Origin of the sequence: Streptomyces narbonensis (genome assembly GCF_014649015.1) — a bacterium.
GTDB classification, from domain to species: Bacteria; Actinomycetota; Actinomycetes; order Streptomycetales; family Streptomycetaceae; genus Streptomyces; species Streptomyces narbonensis.
On record NZ_BMSF01000001.1, the window covers coordinates 109,783 to 129,553 of the forward strand.

Consider the following 19,771-nt stretch of genomic DNA (forward strand, 5'->3'; position numbering starts at 1 on the left):
CGGCCGACTCCGGAGGCATCGGCCCGAACATCACCATGAGTGATCGATTCCGGTCTCTGTCGCCCGAAGGCGGTCTTTCTCGTGGGCTCTTTCTTCCCTCGGGGACGTTCTTCGTTACTGTCCTCCTTGGGCGCGGCATGCCCGGGGGAGCGGCCGTGGGATCAAAGGCGTTGTGACTGAACGGAGTCGGGGCAGTGGCTACTCCTCCTGGAGGCGGCGGAGAGGTACCGCAGGCGGGGTACTACCCGGACCCGTCCATTCCCGGATACATCCGGTACTGGAACGGGGGCGCCTGGGTGCCCGGTACGAGCCGGCCGGCGCCCAAGGACGGCGAGGGCACGCCGAACCCGCCCGCCGGGGCGATCCCCGCGGGCCCGATCCTGGCCCCCGGTCCCGCGCCCGCGCCGGTGGTCGCGCAGTACCCGGCCGTGGAGAACCCGGCGGCGGCCCAGAACCTCGCGCCGGCCCAGAACCTCGCGCCGGCCCAGAACCAGGCTCCGGCACCGAGCCCGGCGCGGACCCCGGCGCAGAACCCGGCCCAGGGCCCGGCGCAGATCGCCGCCCAGAACCCGGCGCAGATCGCGGCACAGAACCACGGGCCCAGCCCGGCTCTGGCCCCGGCGCCCGTCCCGGCGGCCCTGCCCGCGGCCCCCGTGCCGGTGGTCGAGGAGACGGGACCCGTCTTCTTCGACGACTTCGAGGAGGCGCCGGTGACGCCGGAGCCCTCCTCGGCCTGGCAGGCGGACACCGCCCGCCAGACGGGCTTCGGCGGCGAACGCGACCAGAAGGTCGCCTGGGGCGCGCCCCAGGAACAGCAGCCCGAACCCCCGGCCCGACCCGAACCCCCGGTCCAGCCGCAGCCGCAGCCGCAGCGGCGGGCCCCCGTCGTCCCCGACCCGCGGAGCCCGGCCGAGTGGCCCGTCGCGGGCACGAGCGAGCCGGCGGAGCCCCGCGCTGCCGCCCCGGCCCCGGCCCCCGCCCCGGCGGCGGACCCCCGGTCGGCCGGGGGAGCCGCGCGCCTCGGCGGAATGCCCGTCACCCCCGCGCCCGCCCCGCAGCCTGCCCCCGAACCCGCGGCCCCCGCCCCCGCCCCCGTACCTTCCACGCCCTCCTGGGCCCAGCAGCCGCAGCCGCCGCAGCAGGCCCAGCCGCGCCCCCAGCCTCAAGCCCCATCCCAGCCCCAGCCCCAAGAGCAGCAGGAGCAGCAGCCGCCGGTCCTGCCGTGGAAGCCACCGGTCGAGGACGTGTTCCAGCAGGCGGCCCGCGCCCAGGCCGCCGCACGCCCCGCGGGTCTCGGCAGGCGCCTGCTGGCCCGGCTGATCGACACCGTCGTCCTGGGCGCCCTCGTCGGCGCCGCGGGCTTCCCCTTCGTGACCGCCGCCCTCGACCACATCGACGGCAAGATCGAGGCGGCCAAGCAGTCCGGCACGACCGTCCAGGTGTGGCTTCTGGACGCGACCACTTCCGTGCAGTTCGGCATCGCGCTCGCCTCGCTCTTCGTCATCGGCGTCCTGTACGAGGCGCTGCCCACCGCCAAGTGGGGGCGGACCCTGGGCAAGAAGCTGTGCGGGATCGAGGTGCGGGACATCGAGGCGCACCAGCCGCCGCGGTTCGGTGCGGCCCTGCGGCGCTGGCTCGTCTACAGCGTCCTCGGGCTCCTGGTCATCGGCGTCCTCAACGTCCTGTGGTGCCTCTTCGACCGCCCCTGGCGTCAGTGCTGGCACGACAAGGCAGCCCGCACCTTCGTCGCCCGCTAGGGGGTGTCGTCACATTCCCGCCTGCCCCGCAACGCCTGGCACGCACTCTCGGGGGTGTCTTGCCGATCAGGCCTGGCTCGCGGGGTCTGGCACCGCGCCTCGCCGACCCTAGGGCCTGTCGCCGGACTCGGTCGGGGGTCGGTCGGGCGGGGGCGCCGTCCCCCGAACGGGCGTTGATTTCGTGCGGGGTGGCCGCCCCTGGGATGCACTGCCCCCATGAGCACCGATCAGCCGCCGCCCGGCCAGCCGCCCGAGGAGGACCCGTTCCTCAAGAGGCCGCAGGAGCCCGCACCACCCTCCTCCGGCCAGCCGCCGCCTGACGGAACACCCCCGCCCGGGGAGCCCCCCGGCGGGCAGCCCCCGGGAGGGCAGCCCCCGGGCGGGCCTCCGCCGGGGAACCCCTACGGTCCCTCGTCCGGCTCTCCGTACGACAACATGCCTCCGCCTCCGCCCCCGTACGGGAGCGGTTACGGCGGTGGTTACGGCGGCACCGATCCTCTCTCCGGGATGCCGCCGCTCGCCGAGACCGGCCGGCGCATCCTGGCCCGGCTGATCGACTGGGTGATCGTCACGGTGCCGCTGGCGATCATCGGTATCCCGTTCGACATCTACGAGCGGGCGACCCGGGACGGCAACGACTTCGGCGACACGGTCAACAGCCTCAACGGTGGCAGCCAGCTGGTCTTCCAGCTCATCACGATCGTCGCGTACGTCGCCTACGACACGGTGCTGACGGCCAAGAACGGCCAGACGATCGGCAAGAGGCTGATGAAGCTCCGCGTCGCGATGCTCAACGACGGCTCGACGCCCCCGATGAGCCAGTCGCTGCTGCGGGCCATCGTGCTGTGGTTGCCCGCGCTGGTCTGCTGCGCCTGCCTGTGGCCGCTGCTCATCCTCATCCTCATCCTGGTCGACAAGCCCTACAAGCAGGGCCTGCACGACAAGGCGGCGAAGACGGTGGTCGTCACGGCACAGTAGTCAGTCCCGTGTGCCGCTTGTCAGGGCGTCACGAACCGATCCGGGTATCGGCCCCCGCGCCCACGCGCGCGGCCGGTATCCGGATCTCTTCGTTCCCGAGGGGCGAAGAAGCGGGGGGAGCGGCGGGAACCGGCGCCGCGGAGGTCTTGACGGTCCTCGCCCGTACCGGCATCGTCACCGCCACGAGAAGGCCGAGCAGCAGGCCCGCGGCACAGATCACCGCGATCCCGAGAGTCGTCGTCGTGCGCGAGAGCAACAGCAGGGCGACGGTCGCGAGGACGACGGTGGCCGAACCGTAGGCGAGTTGTGCGGCGTTCGGTCGCTGCATGACAGGTACCGCCCCCTCAGGACATCGGTTCGACTCTATGACGGTGGATGCCCGGAGGGAACCAGCGGTAAGCGTGACCTAACCCACCGTGCCGGTGCACAGGGGGCGCACGGAGTCACACGACCTGCTCCCTACCCGCCGTGATGCGCCTGCAGGACGGAGGGGCGGGCGGCAGGACGGGCAGGTCGGGTGTGAGGTATGCCCGCGGGGCGTCCGATTATCGGAATTCTGCTCCCGCATAGTGCAGTTGGTATGTGCAAGTCAAGATCTGTCTTTTCTGGCGCCACTCCGGTCAAATGTCGTCACTTGTGACGCGCGACCCCGCAGGACGGACACCCCACCTTCGGTCCGGGTGCGTGGGCGCCGGGGAGGACTACATCAAGTGACCAACAGACGACGGGCGATCAGAGCGTCCGCAGTCGTCGTGGCGCTCGCGGCCACCGCCGCCACCGCCTCGACCTTCTCCACCGCTTGGGCCGACAGCGACGGCAAGGTGTCGCCGGCCGGCATCCAGACCGTCGACAAGACGACGGTCGACCACGACCTTGACGGTCCGTTCAGCAAGAAGCAGGAGCAGCAGCGCAAGGCTGCCCTGGAGCAGGTGCTGAACGGCGAGGCCAAGGTCGAGAAGCGCGGGGGCTCGCAGGTCGTCAAGCTCGACAGCAAGAAGTACGTCGAGCTCGGCCGCGAGAAGACCGACAAGATCTTCACCATCCTCGTCGAGTTCGGCGACAAGGTGGACACCACCACCCTCGTCGACCGCGAGGACGACGACACGGACGAGCTCAAGCCGATGTACGGCGGCCAGCCCGGTCCCCTGCACAACCAGATAGCCAAGCCGGACCGTGCGAACGACAACTCCACGGCCTGGCAGGCGGATTACAACCGCAAGCACTTCCAGGACCTGTACTTCGGTACGGGCAAGGACGCCAAGGGCAAGCCGAAGCAGTCCGTCAAGACCTACTTCGAGAAGACCTCGTCCGGCCGTTACTCGGTCGACGGCGCGGTCTCCGACTGGGTCAAGGTCGACTACAACGAGGCCCGTTACGGCTCGAACTACTGCGGCGACACCAACTGCGCCAACGTCTGGGACACCGTCCGCGACGGCGTCACCGCGTGGGCGGCCGGCCAGAAGGCCCAGGGCAAGACCGACGCCCAGATCAAGGCCGAACTCGCCCAGTACGACCTGTGGGACCGCTACGACTTCGACGCCGACGGCAACTTCAACGAGCCCGACGGCTACATCGACCACTTCCAGATCGTCCACGCGGGCGAGGACGAGTCGGCCGGTGGCGGCGCCCAGGGCACCGACGCGCTGTGGGCCCACCGCTGGTACGCGTACGGCACCAACGCCGGCAAGACCGGCCCGGCGAACAACAAGGCCGGCGGTACGCAGATCGGCGAGACCGGCATCTGGGTCGGCGACTACACGATGCAGCCGGAGAACGGCGGCCTCGGCGTCTACGCGCACGAGTACGGCCACGACCTCGGCCTGCCGGACCACTACGACACCGCGGGCGGCGAGAACTCCACCGGGTTCTGGACCCTCATGTCGTCCGGCTCCTGGCTGGGCGAGGGCAAGGACGCCATCGGCGACCTGCCCGGCGACATGACCTCCTGGGACAAGCTCCAGCTGGGCTGGCTGAACTACGCCAAGGTCAACGACTGGCAGCGTGGCACCAAGACCACCCACAAGCTGGGCGTCTCGGAGTACAACACCAAGAACCCGCAGGCGCTCGTCGTCGAGCTGCCGAAGAAGTCGGTTCCCACCGAGGTCGTGGCCCCCGCCGAGGGTGCCACCCAGTGGTGGAGCAACATGGGTGACGACCTCAAGAACACCCTGACCCGCCCGGTCGACCTGACCGGCAAGTCCTCGGCCTCCCTGGAGCTCCAGGGCTGGTGGGACATCGAGAAGGGTTACGACTTCCTCTACGCCGAGGCCTCGACCGACGGCGGCGCCAACTGGACCGTTCTCGACGGCACCGCCAACGGTGTGGCGCTCCCGCGCGACGCCGCCGGCTCCCCGTCGCTGACGGACGTCTCCGGTGCGCACAAGAAGCTCGTCTACGGCCTCGACGCCTTCGCGGGCAAGAAGTTCGACCTCCGCTTCCGCTACCAGACGGACGGCGGCGCGGGCGGCAAGGGCTTCACCGCCGACGCCATCACCCTCACCGCCGACGGCGCCAACGTCTTCTCGGACGGCGCCGAGAACGGTGACAACGGCTGGGTCTCGAAGGGCTTCTCGCGGATCGCGAAGGGCTTCTCGAAGGACTACGAGCAGTACTACATCGCGGAGAACCGCCAGTACGTCTCGTACGACGCGACCCTCAAGGTCGGCCCGTACAACTTCGGTTTCACGGGCGACAAGGCCGGCTGGGTCGAGCACTACCCGTACCAGAACGGTCTGCTCATCTGGAAGTGGGACCTGTCCCAGAAGGACAACAACACCTCCCAGCACCCGGGCGTGGGTCGAGTCCTCCCGATCGACGCGCACCCGAGCCCGCTGAAGTGGTCCGACGGCACGCTGATGCGCAACCGCGTCCAGTCGTACGACGCCCCCTTCAGCCTCTCCCGCACGGACGGCTTCCAGCTGCACAAGGCGGGCGTGGGCACCTGGGTCCCGTCGCAGGCCGGTAACCCGGTCTTCGACGACCGCAAGGGCACCTACTGGTTCCCCGAGACCGCGCGTGCCGGTGTCCAGGTAACTGACACCAACACCAAGATCCAGGTCGTCAAGGAGCCGAAGGATGGCCAGACGATCACGGTCCAGGTTGGCCCGTCGACCAAGTAGTCGGTAAAGCTGCAGGTCAAGCCATGATCGGCCGTCGCCCCCTAGCGGGCGGCGGCCGATCGTGTTTAGGTGCGTCTGACCGCAGTTCTTATTGACATCTGATCCACGGGGGAGTGGTTCCGCATGCCCAACGGAGGGTTCTGCAAGCTGCCGGGCGGCAGCGTGGTGGTCGCGATAGGGCTGCCCAGCCCGGCCCGCGACGGGGCCTCGGTCCGCTTTCTGGTCCACGCCGCCAACCGTGCCCGCGCCCTGACGCGGCTGCGGAACCTCGGCCTGCGCGCGGTCTACCTCCGCGGCAACAGCGAGCCGCCCACCCCGGACGAGATCACGGCCGTCCTGCACCACCCCGACGGCCTGCTCTGGAGATCCGCGCCCGGCGCCGCCCAGGAGCTCTGGCACCCGGCCCGCACGCTCCCGAAGGCGCCCGCGGCCTAGGCACCCGCGCCCGGCACGCCGAGAGCACGCACCTGACGCCGCAGGGCCCGCCCTTCGGGCGGACGACGGGAGTTTGACGACAGGACCTAGGGAGGTCAGGGGCGACAGCGCTGGGAATCCACCGAAGGGCTCCCAGGACCTTTTCCGGCTCTAGGGCCTGTCCGGCGGATCATGGCCGGGGCCGCGGCGTTGATCCGCCGGACAGGCCCTAGACGAGCGGCTCGCCGGTCAGCTCCACGCCCGCCGTCGTGAGCTCCTCCAGGGCCTTCGCCGTCGTCGCCTTCGCGACCCCGGCCGTCAGGTCGAGCAGCACATGGGTCCGGAAGCCCTCCCGCGCCGCGTCCAGGGCCGTGGCCCGGACGCAGTGGTCGGTGGCGATGCCCACCACGTCGACCTCGGTGACGTCCCGCTCCCGCAGCCACTCCGCGAGCGTCCGCCCGTTCTCGTCGAGGCCCTCGAAGCCGCTGTACGCCGCGTCGTAGGCGCCCTTGTCGAAGACGGAGTCGATCGCCCCGCTGGCGACGGCGGGCGCGAAGTTCGGGTGGAAGCCGACGCCCTCCGTGCCGGCCACGCAGTGCACCGGCCAGGAGGTGACGTAGTCCGGATCCTCGCCCTCCGGGGCGAAGTGCGCGCCCGGGTCGACGTGGTGGTCGCGGGTGGCCACCACGTACCGGTAGGACGTGCCCGCCGTCTGGCCGACCAGGTCCGTGATGGCGGCGGCGACGTCCGCGCCGCCCGCCACCGCGAGGCTGCCGCCCTCGCAGAAGTCGTTCTGAACGTCCACAACGATCAATGCGCGGTGCATGGCGGGTGTCCTTAGCGCGTCGGATGGGGGTGGGTTCGAGCCTAGAGACTTCCCCCTCCCGAGGGGAGGGGGCGTCCCCGCGTTGTGCCCACGCGTTCGCGAAGGCGTCGGCCTATTCGCGAAGGCGTCGGCCTACACGAAGGCGTCGGCCTACACGAAGGCGTCGGCCTGCGCGTTCGCGAAGGCGCAGGCCTACGCGTACTCCGTCGGCAGCACCGGCTCGCCGCGCGAGAGCTGGATCGCCGACATCGGCAGCCCCGCGAGGGCCGCGATGTGCCGGTCCCTGGCGGCCTCCAGCGGCTCCCGGGCCACCACCTCGCCGCCCTTGACCAGCTTGACCAGAAGCTGGTGGTCCACGAGCTCCGGCGGGACCGGGCCCGTGCCCACGACCTCGGTCTCGGCGACCCCGTACGCGTCGGGCCGCCGCGCCGCCCACTTGCGGCCGCCGACCGAGGCCTTGCCGCCCACGGACTTCTTCGCGACCGGCACGAGGGGCGCCTTGGGGTCGGCCGTGCGGGCCCGGGCGACCAGCTTGTAGACCATGGAGCAGGTCGGGTGGCCGCTGCCGGTGACCAGCTGCGTGCCCACCCCGTACGCGTCGACCGGCGCCGCCGCGAGCGAGGCGATGGCGTACTCGTCGAGGTCCGAGGTGACGACGATCTTCGTGTCCCGGGCGCCCAGCTCGTCCAGCTGCGCCCGTACGCGGTGGGCGACGAGCAGCAGGTCGCCCGAGTCGATGCGGACGGCTCCGAGCTCGGGCCCGGCCACCTCCACGGCGGTGCGGACGGCCTCGGCCACGTCGTACGTGTCGACGAGCAGGGTCGTACCCCGGCCCAGGCTGTCGACCTGCGCCCGGAAGGCGTCCCGCTCGCTGTCGTGGAGCAGGGTGAAGGCGTGGGCGGAGGTGCCGACGGTCGGGATGCCGTAGCGGAAGCCGGCCGCGAGGTCCGAGGTGGCCTCGAAGCCGCCGACGTACGCGGCGCGGGAGGCCGCGACGGCCGCCAGCTCGTGGGTCCGCCGGGCGCCCATCTCGATGAGGCGGCGCCCGCCGGCCGCGGCCGACATGCGGGAGGCGGCGGCGGCGATGGCCGAGTCGTGGTTGAGGATCGAGAGGATCACGGTCTCCAGGAGCACACACTCCGCGAAGGAGCCCTCGACGCGCAGGACGGGCGAGCCGGGGAAGTACACCTCGCCCTCGGGGTAGCCCCAGATGTCGCCGGAGAAGCGGTATCCGGCCAGCCATTCGAGGGTCGGTTCGTCGACGATGCCGCGCTCGCGCAGGAAGCCCAGGACGGCGGGGTCGAAGCGGAAGTTCTCGACGGCGTCCAGGACCCGGCCGACGCCCGCGAGGACGCCGTAGCGGCGCCCCTCGGGCAGCCGCCGGGTGAAGACCTCGAAGACCGAGTGGCGGTCGGCGGTGCCGGCCCGGAGGGCCGCCTGGAGCATGGTCAGCTCGTACTGATCGGTGAAGAGCGCGGTCGACGGCACGTCCACCGGCAGCCCAAGGTCCGCAGCGTTCATGTCAGCGATGCTAGCGCAGAAATCGTCAAAGTGACGAATAGGGGGTCGGTATGGGTGACCTGTTTGTGCGATGGGCCCCCCGGGGTGGCAGCATGGGGTGAGTGAGCGTCGCGCCTATTGAGATCGAACGTACGGAATCGGCCGAGGAGGTCTCCGCGGTCGTCGAACCCGACGTGCCCTGGGTGACCCTCGTGCACAACGATCCGGTCAACCTGATGAGCTATGTGACCTACGTCTTCCAGTCGTACTTCGGTTACTCCAAGGACAAGGCGCACAAGCTGATGCTCGACGTGCACGAGAAGGGGAAGGCCGTCGTCTCCGCCGGCACCCGCGAGGAGATGGAACGGGACGTGCAGGCGATGCACGGCTACGGCCTCTGGGCGACCCTCTCCCAGGACCGCTTCTGATGGCCGGCCGATTCGACACCCTGCCCGGCGGCGGCGCGGCCATCGCGCTCGACGAGGTCGAGATCTCCATCCTCCGCTCCCTCGCGGTCCAGCTGATGGAGCTCATCGGCCCCGGCGACGAGCCCGCGGCCGATGCCGACCCGCTGGCCGCCCTCTTCGCCGAGGGCCCGAGCGAGCCCCCCTCCGACCCCGCCCTCCGGCGGCTCTTCCCCGACGCGTACGGGGACGAGAGCGAGGAGCTGCGGGCCTCCGCCGCCGACTTCCGCCGCTACACCGAGAACGACCTGCGCGCCCGCAAGCGCGAGGACGCCCTCGTGGTCGTCCGCGGCCTGGACTCGCTCTCCGGCGAGTCGGCCGGTGAGGGCGGCGTCGTCCTGAAGCTGACCCCGGACGAGTCCCGGGCCTGGCTCGGGGCGCTCAACGACCTCCGGCTGACGATCGGGACCCGTCTGGAGGTCAAGGACGAGGAGAGCGAGCAGCTGTACCGGCTGCCGGACTCCGACCCGCGCAAGCCGATGGTGATGGCGTACCTCTGGCTGGGGGCGCTCCAGGAGTCCCTCGTCGAGACGCTGATGGCGTAGGGCCTTTCGAGGTCACCCTCAGGCGCGGATGTTCGCTCAGCGGACGCTCAAATCCGGATAACGAATGCGTTATCAGAGTGTCCGCCTTTGCCCTCCCAGGGCCCTTTTGTCCACCTTTTCGTGTGGTGTGCGCCACACGCGCCCCCGCCGATCGGCCCCTGCCGCGTGATAAATCTTCACGACCGCTCGGGGACGCCACCCCTGTTCCCGAGGGCGCTTTGACCGGCTGACCGCCGGTGGCACTCCATCCACATCCGGGGGGATCAGGATCTGATCCGCGGCAGACGCACTCGCAGTCGCGCGGATCAGCATGGAGAAAGGCGCACCACCATGACCTCTGTGCAGGTCGACAAGCAGCACGACGGCGACGAGGCCGCGGACACCGTCTCGGGCGAGGGTTATCACCGGGCACTCGGTGCACGCCAGATCCAGATGATCGCGATCGGCGGAGCCATCGGCACCGGCCTCTTCCTCGGCGCGGGCAAGGGCATCTCCATCGCGGGGCCGAGTCTGATCCTCGCGTACGCCGCCGCGGGACTCGTCATCTTCTTCATCATGCGGGCGCTCGGCGAGCTCCTCATGTACCGCCCGGTCTCGGGCTCCTTCTCGGAGTACGCCCGCGAGTTCATGGGCCCCTTCGCGGGCTTCGTGACCGGCTGGACGTACTGGCTCTTCTGGGTCGTCACCGGCATCACCGAGGTCACCGCCGCGGCCACCTACATGACGTACTGGTGGGACATCCCGCAGTGGCTCTCGGCCCTCGTCTTCACGGTCATCCTCTACGGCGCCAACCTGATCTCGGTGAAGCTCTTCGGTGAGCTCGAGTTCTGGTTCTCCATGGTCAAGGTCACCGCGATCGTCGGCATGATCCTCATCTGCGCCGGCATCCTCACCATCGGCTTCTCCGACGCGGGCGACACCGCCTCCGTCACCCACCTGTGGGACCTCGGCGGCTTCTTCGCCGGCAAGGACGGCATCTACTCCACCCTCATGACCCTCCAGATGGTCATGTTCGCCTTCCTCGCCGTCGAGCTCGTCGGCGTCACCGCCGGCGAGTCGAAGGACCCGAAGACCGTCCTGCCCAAGGCCATCAACACCGTGCCGTGGCGCATCGCCGTCTTCTACGTCGGCGCGCTCATCATGATCCTGTCGGTCGTCCCCTGGACCGAGTTCAAGCCGGGCGTCTCGCCGTTCGTCGCCGCCTTCGAGAAGATGGGCCTCGGCGTCGGCGCCGCCATCGTCAACTTCGTCGTCCTGACGGCCGCGCTCTCCTCCTGCAACTCGGGCATGTACTCCACCGGCCGCATGCTGCGCGACCTCGCGCTCAACGGCCAGGGCCCGAAGGTCTTCACGAAGCTGACCCGCTCCGGCACCCCGCTGATCGGCACCACGTTCTCGGCCGCGCTCATGATGGTCGGCGTCTGGATCAACTACCAGTGGCCCGGCGAGGCGTTCAACTACGTCGTCTCCTTCGCGACCATCTCCGGCATGTGGGCCTGGATCGCCATCCTGATCTGCCACATCCGCTACCGCGCCAAGGCCGACCGCGGCGAGCTGCCCGAGTCCTCCTTCAAGGCGCCCGGCGGCGTCTGGCTCAGCGCCTTCGCCCTGGCCTTCCTCGCGCTGGTCATCGTGACCATGGGCATGGACGAGGGCAACCGGGTCGCGCTGTACGGCGCGCCGGTCTGGGGCCTGGTCCTGGCCGTCTCCTACCTGGTCCTCAAGGCCCGCAACCCCCAGGGCGCCGCCTTCGTCAAGCGTTCCTGACCTGCCAGGTCTCAGCATCCGGGCCGTTCCGTACCACTCCTCGGTACGGAGCGGCCCGTCTGCTTATCCTGTCGGCATGCTGACCATCACCCGGGCCCTGTACGACCAGATCGTGGAGCACTCCCGCGCGGACCACCCCGACGAGGCCTGCGGCGTGGTCGCGGGCCCGGCCGGCAGCGGCCGCCCCGAGCGCTTCATCCCCATGCTGAACGCCGCCCGCTCGCCCACGTTCTACGAGTTCGACTCCGCGGACCTGCTCAAGCTCTACCGCGACATGGACGACCGGGACGAGGAGCCCGTCATCGTCTACCACTCGCACACCGCGACCGAGGCCTACCCGTCCCGCACGGACATCTCGTACGCGAACGAGCCCCACGCCCACTACGTCCTCGTCTCCACCGCCGACACCGACGACGCGGGCCCCTTCCAGTTCCGCTCCTTCACCATCGTCGAGGGAGTCGTGACCGAGGAGGACGTCGAGATCGTCGAGGCCTACGCGTAGTACGGTCCGCGCGCGGCTACAGGGAGGCCGCGCCCGTCGTCGTACGGAAACGGGCCAGGTACGCGGAGGGCGTCACCCCGAAGTGCCGGGCGAACGCCCTCCGCAGGCTCTCGTCGCTGCCCAGCCCGCTCCGCGCCGCCGCCCCCGTGACACTCGCCCCGCCCTCCAGCAGCATCCGCGCCGCCTCCACCCGCACCCGCTCCACGTAAGCCGCCGGGGTCGCCCCGACCTGCTCCCGGAAGAGTCGGGCCAGATGACGTGCGCTGACCCCCGCCCGCCGTGCCAGCGCCGACGCGCTGTGGTCCGCCGCCGGATCCGCCGCCACCGCGTCCAGCAGCGGGCGGACCACCGGATGGCCGGTCGGGGGAGTGCGAGAGGCCGCCGAGAACTGCGACTGCCCGCCGGGCCGCTGGAGGAAGACCACCAGGTCCCGCGCCACCGCGCGGGCCGCCTCCGGCCCCCGGTCCTCCTCCACCAGGGCCAGACACAGGTCGATCCCGGCCGTCACCCCCGCCGAGCTCCACACCTCGCCGTCCCGCACGTGGATCGCGTCCGCGGTCACCTCCGTGTCCGGGTGACGCCGGGCCAGCTCCGCCGCGTGCTCCCAGTGCGTCGTCGCCCGCCGTCCGGCGAGCAGCCCCGCCGCCCCCAGCGCGAAGGCGCCCGTACAGACGGACGCCACCCGCCGCGAGCCGGCCGCCAGGGCCGCCACCGTCGGCGCCAGCGCAGTGCAGAGCTCCACGTCCACGGCTCCCGGCACGATCAGCGTGTCCGCGCCGGACACCTCCTCGGCCGCCACATCGGCGCCGATCCGCAGCCCGCACGCGGTGCGGACGTCCCGCCCGCCGGGCGAGCACACCCGTACCTCGTAGCCTGCGCCCGCCGTGGCGAACACCTCCAGGGGCGCGGACACGTCGAGCAGCCGGACCCCGTCGAAGGCCGCCACCAGCACCGTGCGCGAGACCGCCTCCACCGTCCTCGTCATGTGTCCGATTCTGTGGGATACCTGTCCACGAGGACATGGCGGGGGCGCGGGCCCCACGGCGAGGCTTGTCACCATGAACGCACTCGCGCTGATCCCCGACAGCAAGCTCGCCACCGCCGCCACCGAACTCGTCCGCGACACGGCGAGCGAGCTCGTCTACCACCACTCCCGCCGCGTCTACCTCTTCGGCGCCCTCCGGGGCCGCGCCCGCGGCCTCGTCTTCGACCCCGAACTGCTCTACGTCGGCGCGATGTTCCACGACCTCGGCCTGGGGGAGGCCCACCGGACGAGCGGCCGCCGCTTCGAGGTCGACGGAGCCGAGGAGGCCGCGGCCTTCCTCCGCGCCCAGGGCGCCGACGAGGACGCCGTCCGCCGCGTCTGGACCGCGATCGCCCTCCACACCACCCCCGGGATCCCGGAGTTCATGGAGCCCGAGGTCGCGCTCGTCACCGCCGGCGTCGAGTACGACGTCCTCGGCATCGGCTACGACGACCCCACCGCCGTGACCTCCGAGGACCGGGCCGCGATCGTCGCCGCCCACCCCCGCCCCGACTTCAAGCGCCGCATCCTGGAGGCCTTCGCCGAGGGCATCGCCCCCAGGCCGGACACCACCTTCGGCAACGTCAAGGCCGACGTCCTGCGCCACTACGTTCCCGGCTTCACGCCCGGCGACTTCGTGACGGTCATCCGCGAATCGTCCTGGCCCGAGTGACCTCCCGGCCCGAATGAGAGACTGACCGGGACCAACGGGCGGCAGGAACCAGGAAACCGGTGCGAATCCGGTGCGGTCCCGCCACTGTGACCGCCTCCTCGGGAGGCGGGAGCCAGGAACTGACCTGCCGCCTCTCACCACCGATCGGGGACGTGGAAATCCCCGGAGGAGGCTCGACCGTCATGTCCTGGCGCCGCCCGCTGCTGCCCGCGCTCGCTCTCGTCCCGCTGCTCGCCGCCTGCTCGTCACCGGCGGCCCCGCCCGCCTCCGCCGCGAAGCCCGGAGGGGCCGCGCCGGGATTCCCGTACACGGTCGACAACTGCGGCGTGAAGACCACCTACCAGGCTCCGCCGAAGCGCGTGGTCACCATGAACCAGCACGTCACCGAGGTGATGCTGGCCCTCGGCCTGGAGAAGTCGCTCGTCGGCACCGCCTACCTCGACGACGCGATCCTCCCCGCCTACAAGAAGGCCTACGACGCCGTCCCCGTCCTCGCGAAGGAGTACCCCTCCAAGGAGGCCCTGCTCGCCGCGAACCCCGACTTCGTGTACGGCGGTTACGCCTCCGCCTTCGACGCCAAGGACGGCCGCGGCCGCGACGACCTCAAGCGCTCCGGCATCGCCACCCGCCTCAACACCGAGTACTGCCCGTCCGGTTCGGCCTCGATCGACGACCTCTACCGCGAAGTCCGCGAACTGGGACGGACCTTCGGCGTCCCCGACCGGGCCGAGACCTGGACCCGCGAGGCGCGGGCGACCGTCGCCGGCACCGAGAAGCGGCTCAAGGCCGTGAAGCCGGTCTCCGTCTTCGTCTACGACAGCGGCGACAAGACCGCGTTCACGGCGGGCGGCAAGGGCATCGGCAACGAGCTCATCACCCGGTCCGGCGGCCGGAACGTCTTCGCCGACCTCGACAAGACCTTCGGCGACGCCACCTGGGAGCAGGTCGTCGACCGGAAGCCCGAGGTCGTCGTCATCTACGACTACGGCTCCACCACCGTCGAGCAGAAGAAGAAGCGGCTCCTCGACGACCCCGCCCTCAAGGACGTCCCCGCGATCAAGAACCGCCGCTTCGCCGTCATGCCGCTCTCCGACACCGTCCTCGGCGTCCGGGTCCCGGCCGCCGTCGACAAGCTCGCCGCCCAGCTCCACCCGGCCCGGTGAGCGCGGTCCTCGACGGGGCGGCGGCGGCCGGGACACCGGCCGGACCCCCGGCCGCCCCGGCCGCCCCGGCCTCCGGGGCGGCGCGGTACGTCCTCGTCGTCGCCGGCCTCGTCCTGGCCCTGGCCCTCGCCGGCATCGCCTCGCTCGCCCTCGGCTCCGTCCGCATCCCGCCCGGTCAGGTCCTCGACGCCCTGACCGGGCGGGCGGCCCCCTCCCCGTACCGCACGATCGTGCTCGACGTCCGGCTGCCCCGGGTCCTGCTCGGGGTGGTCGTCGGCGCCGGGCTCGCCGTCGTCGGCGCCGTCCTCCAGGCCCTCGTCAACAACCGCCTCGCCGACCCCTTCCTCCTCGGCATCTCCTCCGGCGCCTCGGCCGGAGCCGTCCTCGTGCTGGTCCTGGGCATCGGGGGAGGGGTCACCACCACCATCGCCCTGCCCGGCGGGGCCTTCGCCGGCGCACTCCTCGCCCTCGTCCTCGTCTACGGGCTCGCGCGGCACGGCGGGACCATGACCGGCGCCCGGCTCGTCCTCGCCGGGGTCGCCGTCGCGTACATCCTCTCCGCCCTCGCGACCCTGCTCCTCGTCGTCGCCGGCCGCCCCGAGCAGTTCCAGGAGGCGCTGTACTGGTCCCTCGGCGGCCTCGGCAGCGCCCGCTGGGACACCCTCGTGCTGCCCGTCGCCATCCTCGTCCTCGGCGTCGGTGCCCTCCTCGCCCTCGCCCGCCCGCTCGACCTGCTCCTCGTCGGCGAGGAGAGCGCCACCGTCCTCGGCCTGGACACCCCCCGCTTCCGCGCCGCCGTCTTCGTCCTCGCCTCCCTCGTCACCGCCGTCATGGTCGCCGCCAGCGGATCCGTCGGCTTCATCGGACTCATGGCCCCGCACGCCGCCCGGCTCGCCGTCGGCGCCCCGCACCGCCGCGCCCTCCCGGTCGCCGCGCTCGGCGGCGCGGTCGGCCTCGTCCTCGCCGACCTCGCCGCCCGGACCGTCGCGGCACCCCAGGACATCCCCGTCGGCGTCCTCACCGCGCTCATCGGCGGCCCGTTCTTCCTCTGGCTGATGCGCCGCCGCCCCGAAGGAGCGCTCCTGTGACCGAACTGCGGCTCCACGGACTCTCGTACGGGCGACGCCTCCGCTCCGCCGACCTCACCGTCCGCACCGGCGAGACCGTCGGCCTCATCGGCCCCAACGGCAGCGGCAAGACCACCCTCCTGCGCTGCGTCTACGGCACCCTCACCGCCACCGCCGGACGCGCCACGCTCGACGGCGACGACCTCCACGCCCTCGGCCCCAAGGCCCGCGCCCGCCGAGTCGCCACCGTCCCGCAGGACAGCGGCACCGAGTTCGAGCTCACCGTCCGCGAACTGGTCGCCCTCGGCCGCTCCCCGCACAAACGCTTCTGGGAGGGCGACACCGGCGCCGACCGGGAGCGCGCCGACGCCGCCCTCGCCCGCGTCGGCCTCACGGAGCTCGCCGACCGCTCCTTCCCCACCCTCTCCGGCGGCGAGCGCCAGCGGGCCCTCGTCGCCCGCGCCCTCGTCCAGGACCCGGCGCTCCTCGTCCTCGACGAGCCCACCAACCACCTGGACATCCGCCACCAGCTCGACGTCCTCGGCCTCGTCCGCACCCTGGGCACCACCAACCTGCTCGCCCTCCACGACCTCAACCTCGCGGGGGCCTACTGCGACCGCCTCTACGTCCTGGTGGAGGGCCGGATCGTCACCGGAGGCACCCCCGCGGAGGTCCTCACCCCCGAGCTCCTCGCCGCCGTCTACGGCGTGGATGCCGAGGTCATCCCGCACCCGAGGACCGGCAGCCCGACCGTCGTCTACCTGCACAGTCCGGTGGGCGGTCAGAAACTATCCATCATGTGAGATCACATTCCGAAACCCGGACCGGGAATCGATACGATGAGCCCATGGTTTCCCACGACGTGAGCGAAGAGACTCCGGGCACACCCCTGCTCGTGGCACGCCTGCACGTCGACCTGTGCCGCCTCGCCAGCGCGATGTGTACGTCCCGCGCTGCGCTCTGAGCGACCGGCCGAGCGCCTTTCGTACGACCCCCCTCCGCGCGGGGCCCCAGCAGCGCGCCCACCACGCCACTTCCGACAGGAGCCCACGCCATGGCCATCGAGGTCCGCATCCCGACCATCCTCCGCACCTACACCGACGGCGAGAAGGCCGTCGAGGGCAGCGGTGACACCCTCGCCGCGCTCTTCGCCGACCTGGAGACCCGCCACACCGGCATCGAGGCCCGCATCGTCGACGGCGGCAAGCTCCGCCGCTTCGTCAACGTCTACCTGAACGACGAGGACGTCCGCTTCCTCGACGGCATCGACACCAAGCTCACCGACGGTGACAGCGTCACGATCCTGCCGGCCGTCGCCGGCGGCATGGTCTGATCCACATGCGCTACGACTCCGCGCTGGCGGCGGTCGGCAACACGCCGCTCGTCCGCCTCCCCCGGCTCTCGCCCTCGGACAACGTCCGGATCTGGGCGAAGCTGGAGGACCGCAACCCGACCGGCTCGGTCAAGGACCGCCCCGCGCTCCACATGATCGAGCAGGCGGAGAAGGACGGCCGGCTCACGCCCGGCTGCACCATCCTGGAGCCGACCAGCGGCAACACCGGCATCTCGCTCGCCATGGCCGCCAAGCTCAAGGGCTACCGCATCGTCTGCGTCATGCCCGAGAACACCAGCGAGGAGCGTCGCCAGCTGCTCGCCATGTGGGGCGCGGAGATCGTCTCGTCCCCCGCGGCGGGCGGATCGAACACGGCGGTACGCGTCGCCAAGGAGATCGCCGCCGAGAACCCGTCCTGGGTGATGCTCTACCAGTACGGCAACCCGGACAACGCGGGCGCCCACTACGCCACCACGGGCCCCGAGATCCTGGCGGACCTCCCCTCGATCACCCACTTCGTGGCCGGCCTCGGCACCACCGGCACCCTCATGGGCGTCGGCCGCTACCTCCGCGAGCACAAGCCCGACGTCAAGATCGTCGCCGCCGAGCCGCGCTACGACGACCTCGTCTACGGCCTGCGCAACCTCGACGAGGGCTTCGTACCCGAGCTGTACGACGCCTCAGTCCTCACCACCCGCTTCTCCGTCGGCTCCGCCGACGCCGTCACCCGCACCCGCGAACTCCTCCAGCAGGAGGGCATCTTCGCGGGCGTCTCCACGGGCGCCGCGCTCCACGCGGCCATCGGCGTCGGAAACAAGGCCGTCAAGGCCGGCGAGAGCGCCGACATCGCCTTCGTCGTGGCCGACGGCGGCTGGAAGTACCTGTCGACGGGCCTCTACACGGCCAAGACGACGGAAGAAGCGATCGAAACGGTCCAGGGCCAGCTCTGGGCCTGACGCACTTCGGCTAGGGGGTGTCGTCACATTCCCGTCGTCGCCCGAAGGGCGGCCCCGCGGCGTCTGGTGCGTGCTCTCGGCGTGCCGGGTGGAAGCCCACGTACTGGACGTACGCGGGCTTTCGCCCGGTGCGGCGAGAGCACGCATCAGGCGTTGCGGGGCAGACGGGAATTTGACGACACCCCCTAACGCGCCAGATGGCGGACCTGGTCCCACACGACCGGGTCCGCCGTCCCCGCTCTCCGGCGGAAGTCCCGCACCGGCACGTCCCGCAGCTCGTCCGTCTCCAGGAAGCTCGGCCGCCCCTGAGCGTCGCCCACCGCCCCAGGCGGCAGCGCGATCACCCCCGGCCGCTCGTCGTGGTACTTGCTGGTGATCTTGGCGACGAGGGCGTTGTCCCCCCGGACCGTGAGCACGAGACAGGGCCGGTCCTTCGACCCGGGCCCGTCCTCGAAGGGCACGTCCGCCCACCAGATCTCACCCGCCCGCGGCAGCCGCGACGGAGCCTTCCGCGGCCCGGCGGGACGCCCCGGCGGCCGGGTCCGCTCCGGCGCCCGACCCCGACTCCGCCCCGCGGGCTTCCGGTTCGAACGCTTCCGCCCATCGGCGACCACCGCGACCAGCGCGATCACCACGACCGCGACCAGCGCGGGCCACCATGACGTGTCCATACCTCAAGACGGTACCGGCGCGCGCCTCACTCCGCCGTGACGCCCCACCATCCATCCGAACCGGTGACAGAGCCCGTGAGTTCGCCCACAACGGGCCGCCACGAAGGAGCGACAGGCCCAGGTGCGCCTTACGCTCGACAGACCGCACAGCCTCCCCCTCCCTCAGCGCGCTTTCCGCACCCGTCCACGGAGGTTCACGCTCCATGAAGCTCACCGTCGTCGGTTGCTCCGGGTCGTTTCCGTCCGCGGATTCGGCCTGTTCGAGCTACCTCGTCGAGGCCGACGGCTTCCGGTTGCTCCTCGACATGGGCAACGGCGCCCTCGGCGAGCTGCAACGACACATCGGTCTGTACGACCTCGACGCGATCTTCCTCAGCCATCTGCACGCGGACCACTGCATCGACATGTGCGGGTACTTCGTCGCCCGCTACTACCGGCACGAGGGCGGGCGCTGCGACGCGATCCCCGTCTACGCGCCGGAGGGTGCCGAGCAGCGGCTGACCACGGCGTATGCGGACACCCCCTCGCCGACCTCGATGAGCGAGGTCTTCGACTTCCACACGCTGAAGTCGACCACCTTCGAACTGGGTCCGTTCACGGTCCGCACCGAGAAGGTGTGCCACCCGGTCGAGGCGTACGGCATCCGCGTCGAGCACGGGGGCCGCTCGCTCACGTACTCCGGTGACACCGGCGTCTGCGAGGCGCTCCACGAGCTCGCCGACGGCACCGACCTCTTCCTCTGCGAGGCCTCCTTCACCCACGGCAAGGAGGACATCCCGGCCCTCCATCTCAACGGCCGTGAGGCCGGCGCCCAGGCGGCCCGAGCCGACGTGGGCCGCCTGGTCCTCACCCACATCCCCCCGTGGACGGACGGCGAACAGAACCTGGCGGACGCCCGCGAGGTCTACCGGGGCCCGTCGGAACTGGCGAGGCCGGGCGCGGTCTACGAGGTCTGAGTCCTCGCACGATCGTTCTTGTACGGACATGGGGAAGGCCCCGGAACCTGTCGGTT

Annotated in this window: 21 protein-coding genes and 1 riboswitch; of the genes, 16 read left to right on the top strand and 5 right to left on the bottom strand. The window is 71.3% G+C overall.

The annotated features are described in order from the left end of the window. Positions 1-194: 194 nt before the first annotated feature. On the top strand, positions 195-1,757 hold the full coding sequence (locus IE124_RS00450) for an RDD family protein (RefSeq protein WP_189503595.1): 1,563 nt from the start codon (positions 195-197) through the stop codon (positions 1,755-1,757). Between the two features lie 216 nt (positions 1,758-1,973). Continuing rightward, complete coding sequence (locus tag IE124_RS00455) at positions 1,974-2,735, top strand: RDD family protein (protein WP_189503597.1); 762 nt, start codon at positions 1,974-1,976, stop codon at positions 2,733-2,735. A gap of 28 nt (positions 2,736-2,763) precedes the next feature. Here the strand turns inward: IE124_RS00455 and IE124_RS00460 are convergent, their stop codons facing one another. After that, positions 2,764-3,063, bottom strand: coding sequence for a hypothetical protein (locus tag IE124_RS00460; protein ID WP_189503599.1), 300 nt, complete (start codon positions 3,061-3,063; stop codon positions 2,764-2,766). Between the two features lie 382 nt (positions 3,064-3,445). Here IE124_RS00460 and IE124_RS00465 point away from each other — a divergent pair, with 382 nt between their 5' ends. Continuing rightward, a complete protein-coding gene (locus IE124_RS00465; protein WP_189503601.1) occupies positions 3,446-5,854 on the top strand; it encodes an immune inhibitor A domain-containing protein in 2,409 nt (802 codons plus the stop codon). Between the two features lie 123 nt (positions 5,855-5,977). Continuing rightward, positions 5,978-6,289, top strand: coding sequence for a hypothetical protein (locus IE124_RS00470; RefSeq protein ID WP_189503603.1), 312 nt, complete (start codon positions 5,978-5,980; stop codon positions 6,287-6,289). 208 nt (positions 6,290-6,497) lie between these two features. Here IE124_RS00470 and IE124_RS00475 read toward each other — a convergent pair whose 3' ends face one another. Then, positions 6,498-7,094, bottom strand: coding sequence for an isochorismatase family protein (locus IE124_RS00475; RefSeq protein WP_189503605.1), 597 nt, complete (start codon positions 7,092-7,094; stop codon positions 6,498-6,500). 192 nt (positions 7,095-7,286) lie between these two features. Then, positions 7,287-8,615, bottom strand: a complete 1,329-nt coding sequence (locus IE124_RS00480) for a nicotinate phosphoribosyltransferase (RefSeq protein WP_189503607.1) — start codon at positions 8,613-8,615, stop codon at positions 7,287-7,289. Positions 8,616-8,716: 101 nt separating this feature from the next. On the opposite strand from IE124_RS00480, the gene clpS reads away from it, so the two are divergent. The 4 genes from clpS to IE124_RS00500 all read left to right on the top strand — a co-directional run bounded on the left by clpS (position 8,717) and on the right by IE124_RS00500 (position 11,872). Then, the gene (gene clpS / locus IE124_RS00485) at positions 8,717-9,022 is read left to right on the top strand and encodes an ATP-dependent Clp protease adapter ClpS (RefSeq protein WP_055643244.1); all 306 of its coding nucleotides are present in this window, start codon (positions 8,717-8,719) and stop codon (positions 9,020-9,022) included. Continuing rightward, positions 9,022-9,603, top strand: a complete 582-nt coding sequence (locus tag IE124_RS00490) for a DUF2017 domain-containing protein (protein ID WP_189503609.1) — start codon at positions 9,022-9,024, stop codon at positions 9,601-9,603. Before clpS ends, IE124_RS00490 begins: the two co-directional genes overlap by 1 nt. 330 nt (positions 9,604-9,933) lie before the next feature. Continuing rightward, positions 9,934-11,370 carry an amino acid permease gene (locus IE124_RS00495; RefSeq protein ID WP_189503611.1) on the top strand — a complete coding sequence of 479 codons (1,437 nt, stop codon included), beginning with the start codon at positions 9,934-9,936 and terminating at the stop codon, positions 11,368-11,370. Positions 11,371-11,446: 76 nt separating this feature from the next. Further along, entirely contained in the window at positions 11,447-11,872 is a 426-nt protein-coding gene (locus IE124_RS00500; RefSeq protein ID WP_189503613.1) for a M67 family metallopeptidase, read from the top strand. A gap of 16 nt (positions 11,873-11,888) precedes the next feature. Here IE124_RS00500 and IE124_RS00505 read toward each other — a convergent pair whose 3' ends face one another. Beyond that, positions 11,889-12,857 (bottom strand): GlxA family transcriptional regulator, encoded by a 969-nt coding sequence (locus IE124_RS00505; protein ID WP_189503615.1) that lies wholly within the window; start codon positions 12,855-12,857, stop codon positions 11,889-11,891. Positions 12,858-12,930: 73 nt separating this feature from the next. On the opposite strand from IE124_RS00505, the gene IE124_RS00510 reads away from it, so the two are divergent. The 7 genes from IE124_RS00510 to IE124_RS00535 all read left to right on the top strand — a co-directional run bounded on the left by IE124_RS00510 (position 12,931) and on the right by IE124_RS00535 (position 18,088). Then, positions 12,931-13,569: an HD domain-containing protein gene (locus IE124_RS00510; protein ID WP_189503623.1), complete on the top strand. Its 639-nt coding sequence runs from the start codon at positions 12,931-12,933 to the stop codon at positions 13,567-13,569. A gap of 8 nt (positions 13,570-13,577) precedes the next feature. After that, a riboswitch (cobalamin riboswitch) is annotated at positions 13,578-13,711 on the top strand. A 40-nt stretch (positions 13,712-13,751) separates the two neighbouring features. Next, entirely contained in the window at positions 13,752-14,732 is a 981-nt protein-coding gene (locus IE124_RS00515) for an ABC transporter substrate-binding protein (protein WP_189503625.1), read from the top strand. A 113-nt stretch (positions 14,733-14,845) separates the two neighbouring features. After that, a complete protein-coding gene (locus IE124_RS00520) occupies positions 14,846-15,820 on the top strand; it encodes a FecCD family ABC transporter permease (protein WP_189504678.1) in 975 nt (324 codons plus the stop codon). Next, positions 15,817-16,602, top strand: coding sequence for an ABC transporter ATP-binding protein (locus IE124_RS00525; RefSeq protein WP_189503626.1), 786 nt, complete (start codon positions 15,817-15,819; stop codon positions 16,600-16,602). Before IE124_RS00520 ends, IE124_RS00525 begins: the two co-directional genes overlap by 4 nt. Before the next feature lie 44 nt (positions 16,603-16,646). Beyond that, positions 16,647-16,763 carry a putative leader peptide gene (locus IE124_RS35590; protein WP_317852193.1) on the top strand — a complete coding sequence of 39 codons (117 nt, stop codon included), beginning with the start codon at positions 16,647-16,649 and terminating at the stop codon, positions 16,761-16,763. 90 nt (positions 16,764-16,853) lie between these two features. Further along, the gene (locus tag IE124_RS00530; protein WP_189503628.1) at positions 16,854-17,132 is read left to right on the top strand and encodes a MoaD/ThiS family protein; all 279 of its coding nucleotides are present in this window, start codon (positions 16,854-16,856) and stop codon (positions 17,130-17,132) included. 5 nt (positions 17,133-17,137) lie between these two features. Next, a complete protein-coding gene (locus IE124_RS00535; RefSeq protein ID WP_189503630.1) occupies positions 17,138-18,088 on the top strand; it encodes a PLP-dependent cysteine synthase family protein in 951 nt (316 codons plus the stop codon). Positions 18,089-18,273: 185 nt separating this feature from the next. Here the strand turns inward: IE124_RS00535 and IE124_RS00540 are convergent, their stop codons facing one another. Next, the gene (locus tag IE124_RS00540) at positions 18,274-18,759 is read right to left on the bottom strand and encodes a type II toxin-antitoxin system PemK/MazF family toxin (RefSeq protein WP_189503632.1); all 486 of its coding nucleotides are present in this window, start codon (positions 18,757-18,759) and stop codon (positions 18,274-18,276) included. Positions 18,760-18,962: 203 nt separating this feature from the next. On the opposite strand from IE124_RS00540, the gene IE124_RS00545 reads away from it, so the two are divergent. Continuing rightward, positions 18,963-19,715, top strand: coding sequence for an MBL fold metallo-hydrolase (locus IE124_RS00545; protein ID WP_189503634.1), 753 nt, complete (start codon positions 18,963-18,965; stop codon positions 19,713-19,715). Positions 19,716-19,771: the final 56 nt, after the last annotated feature.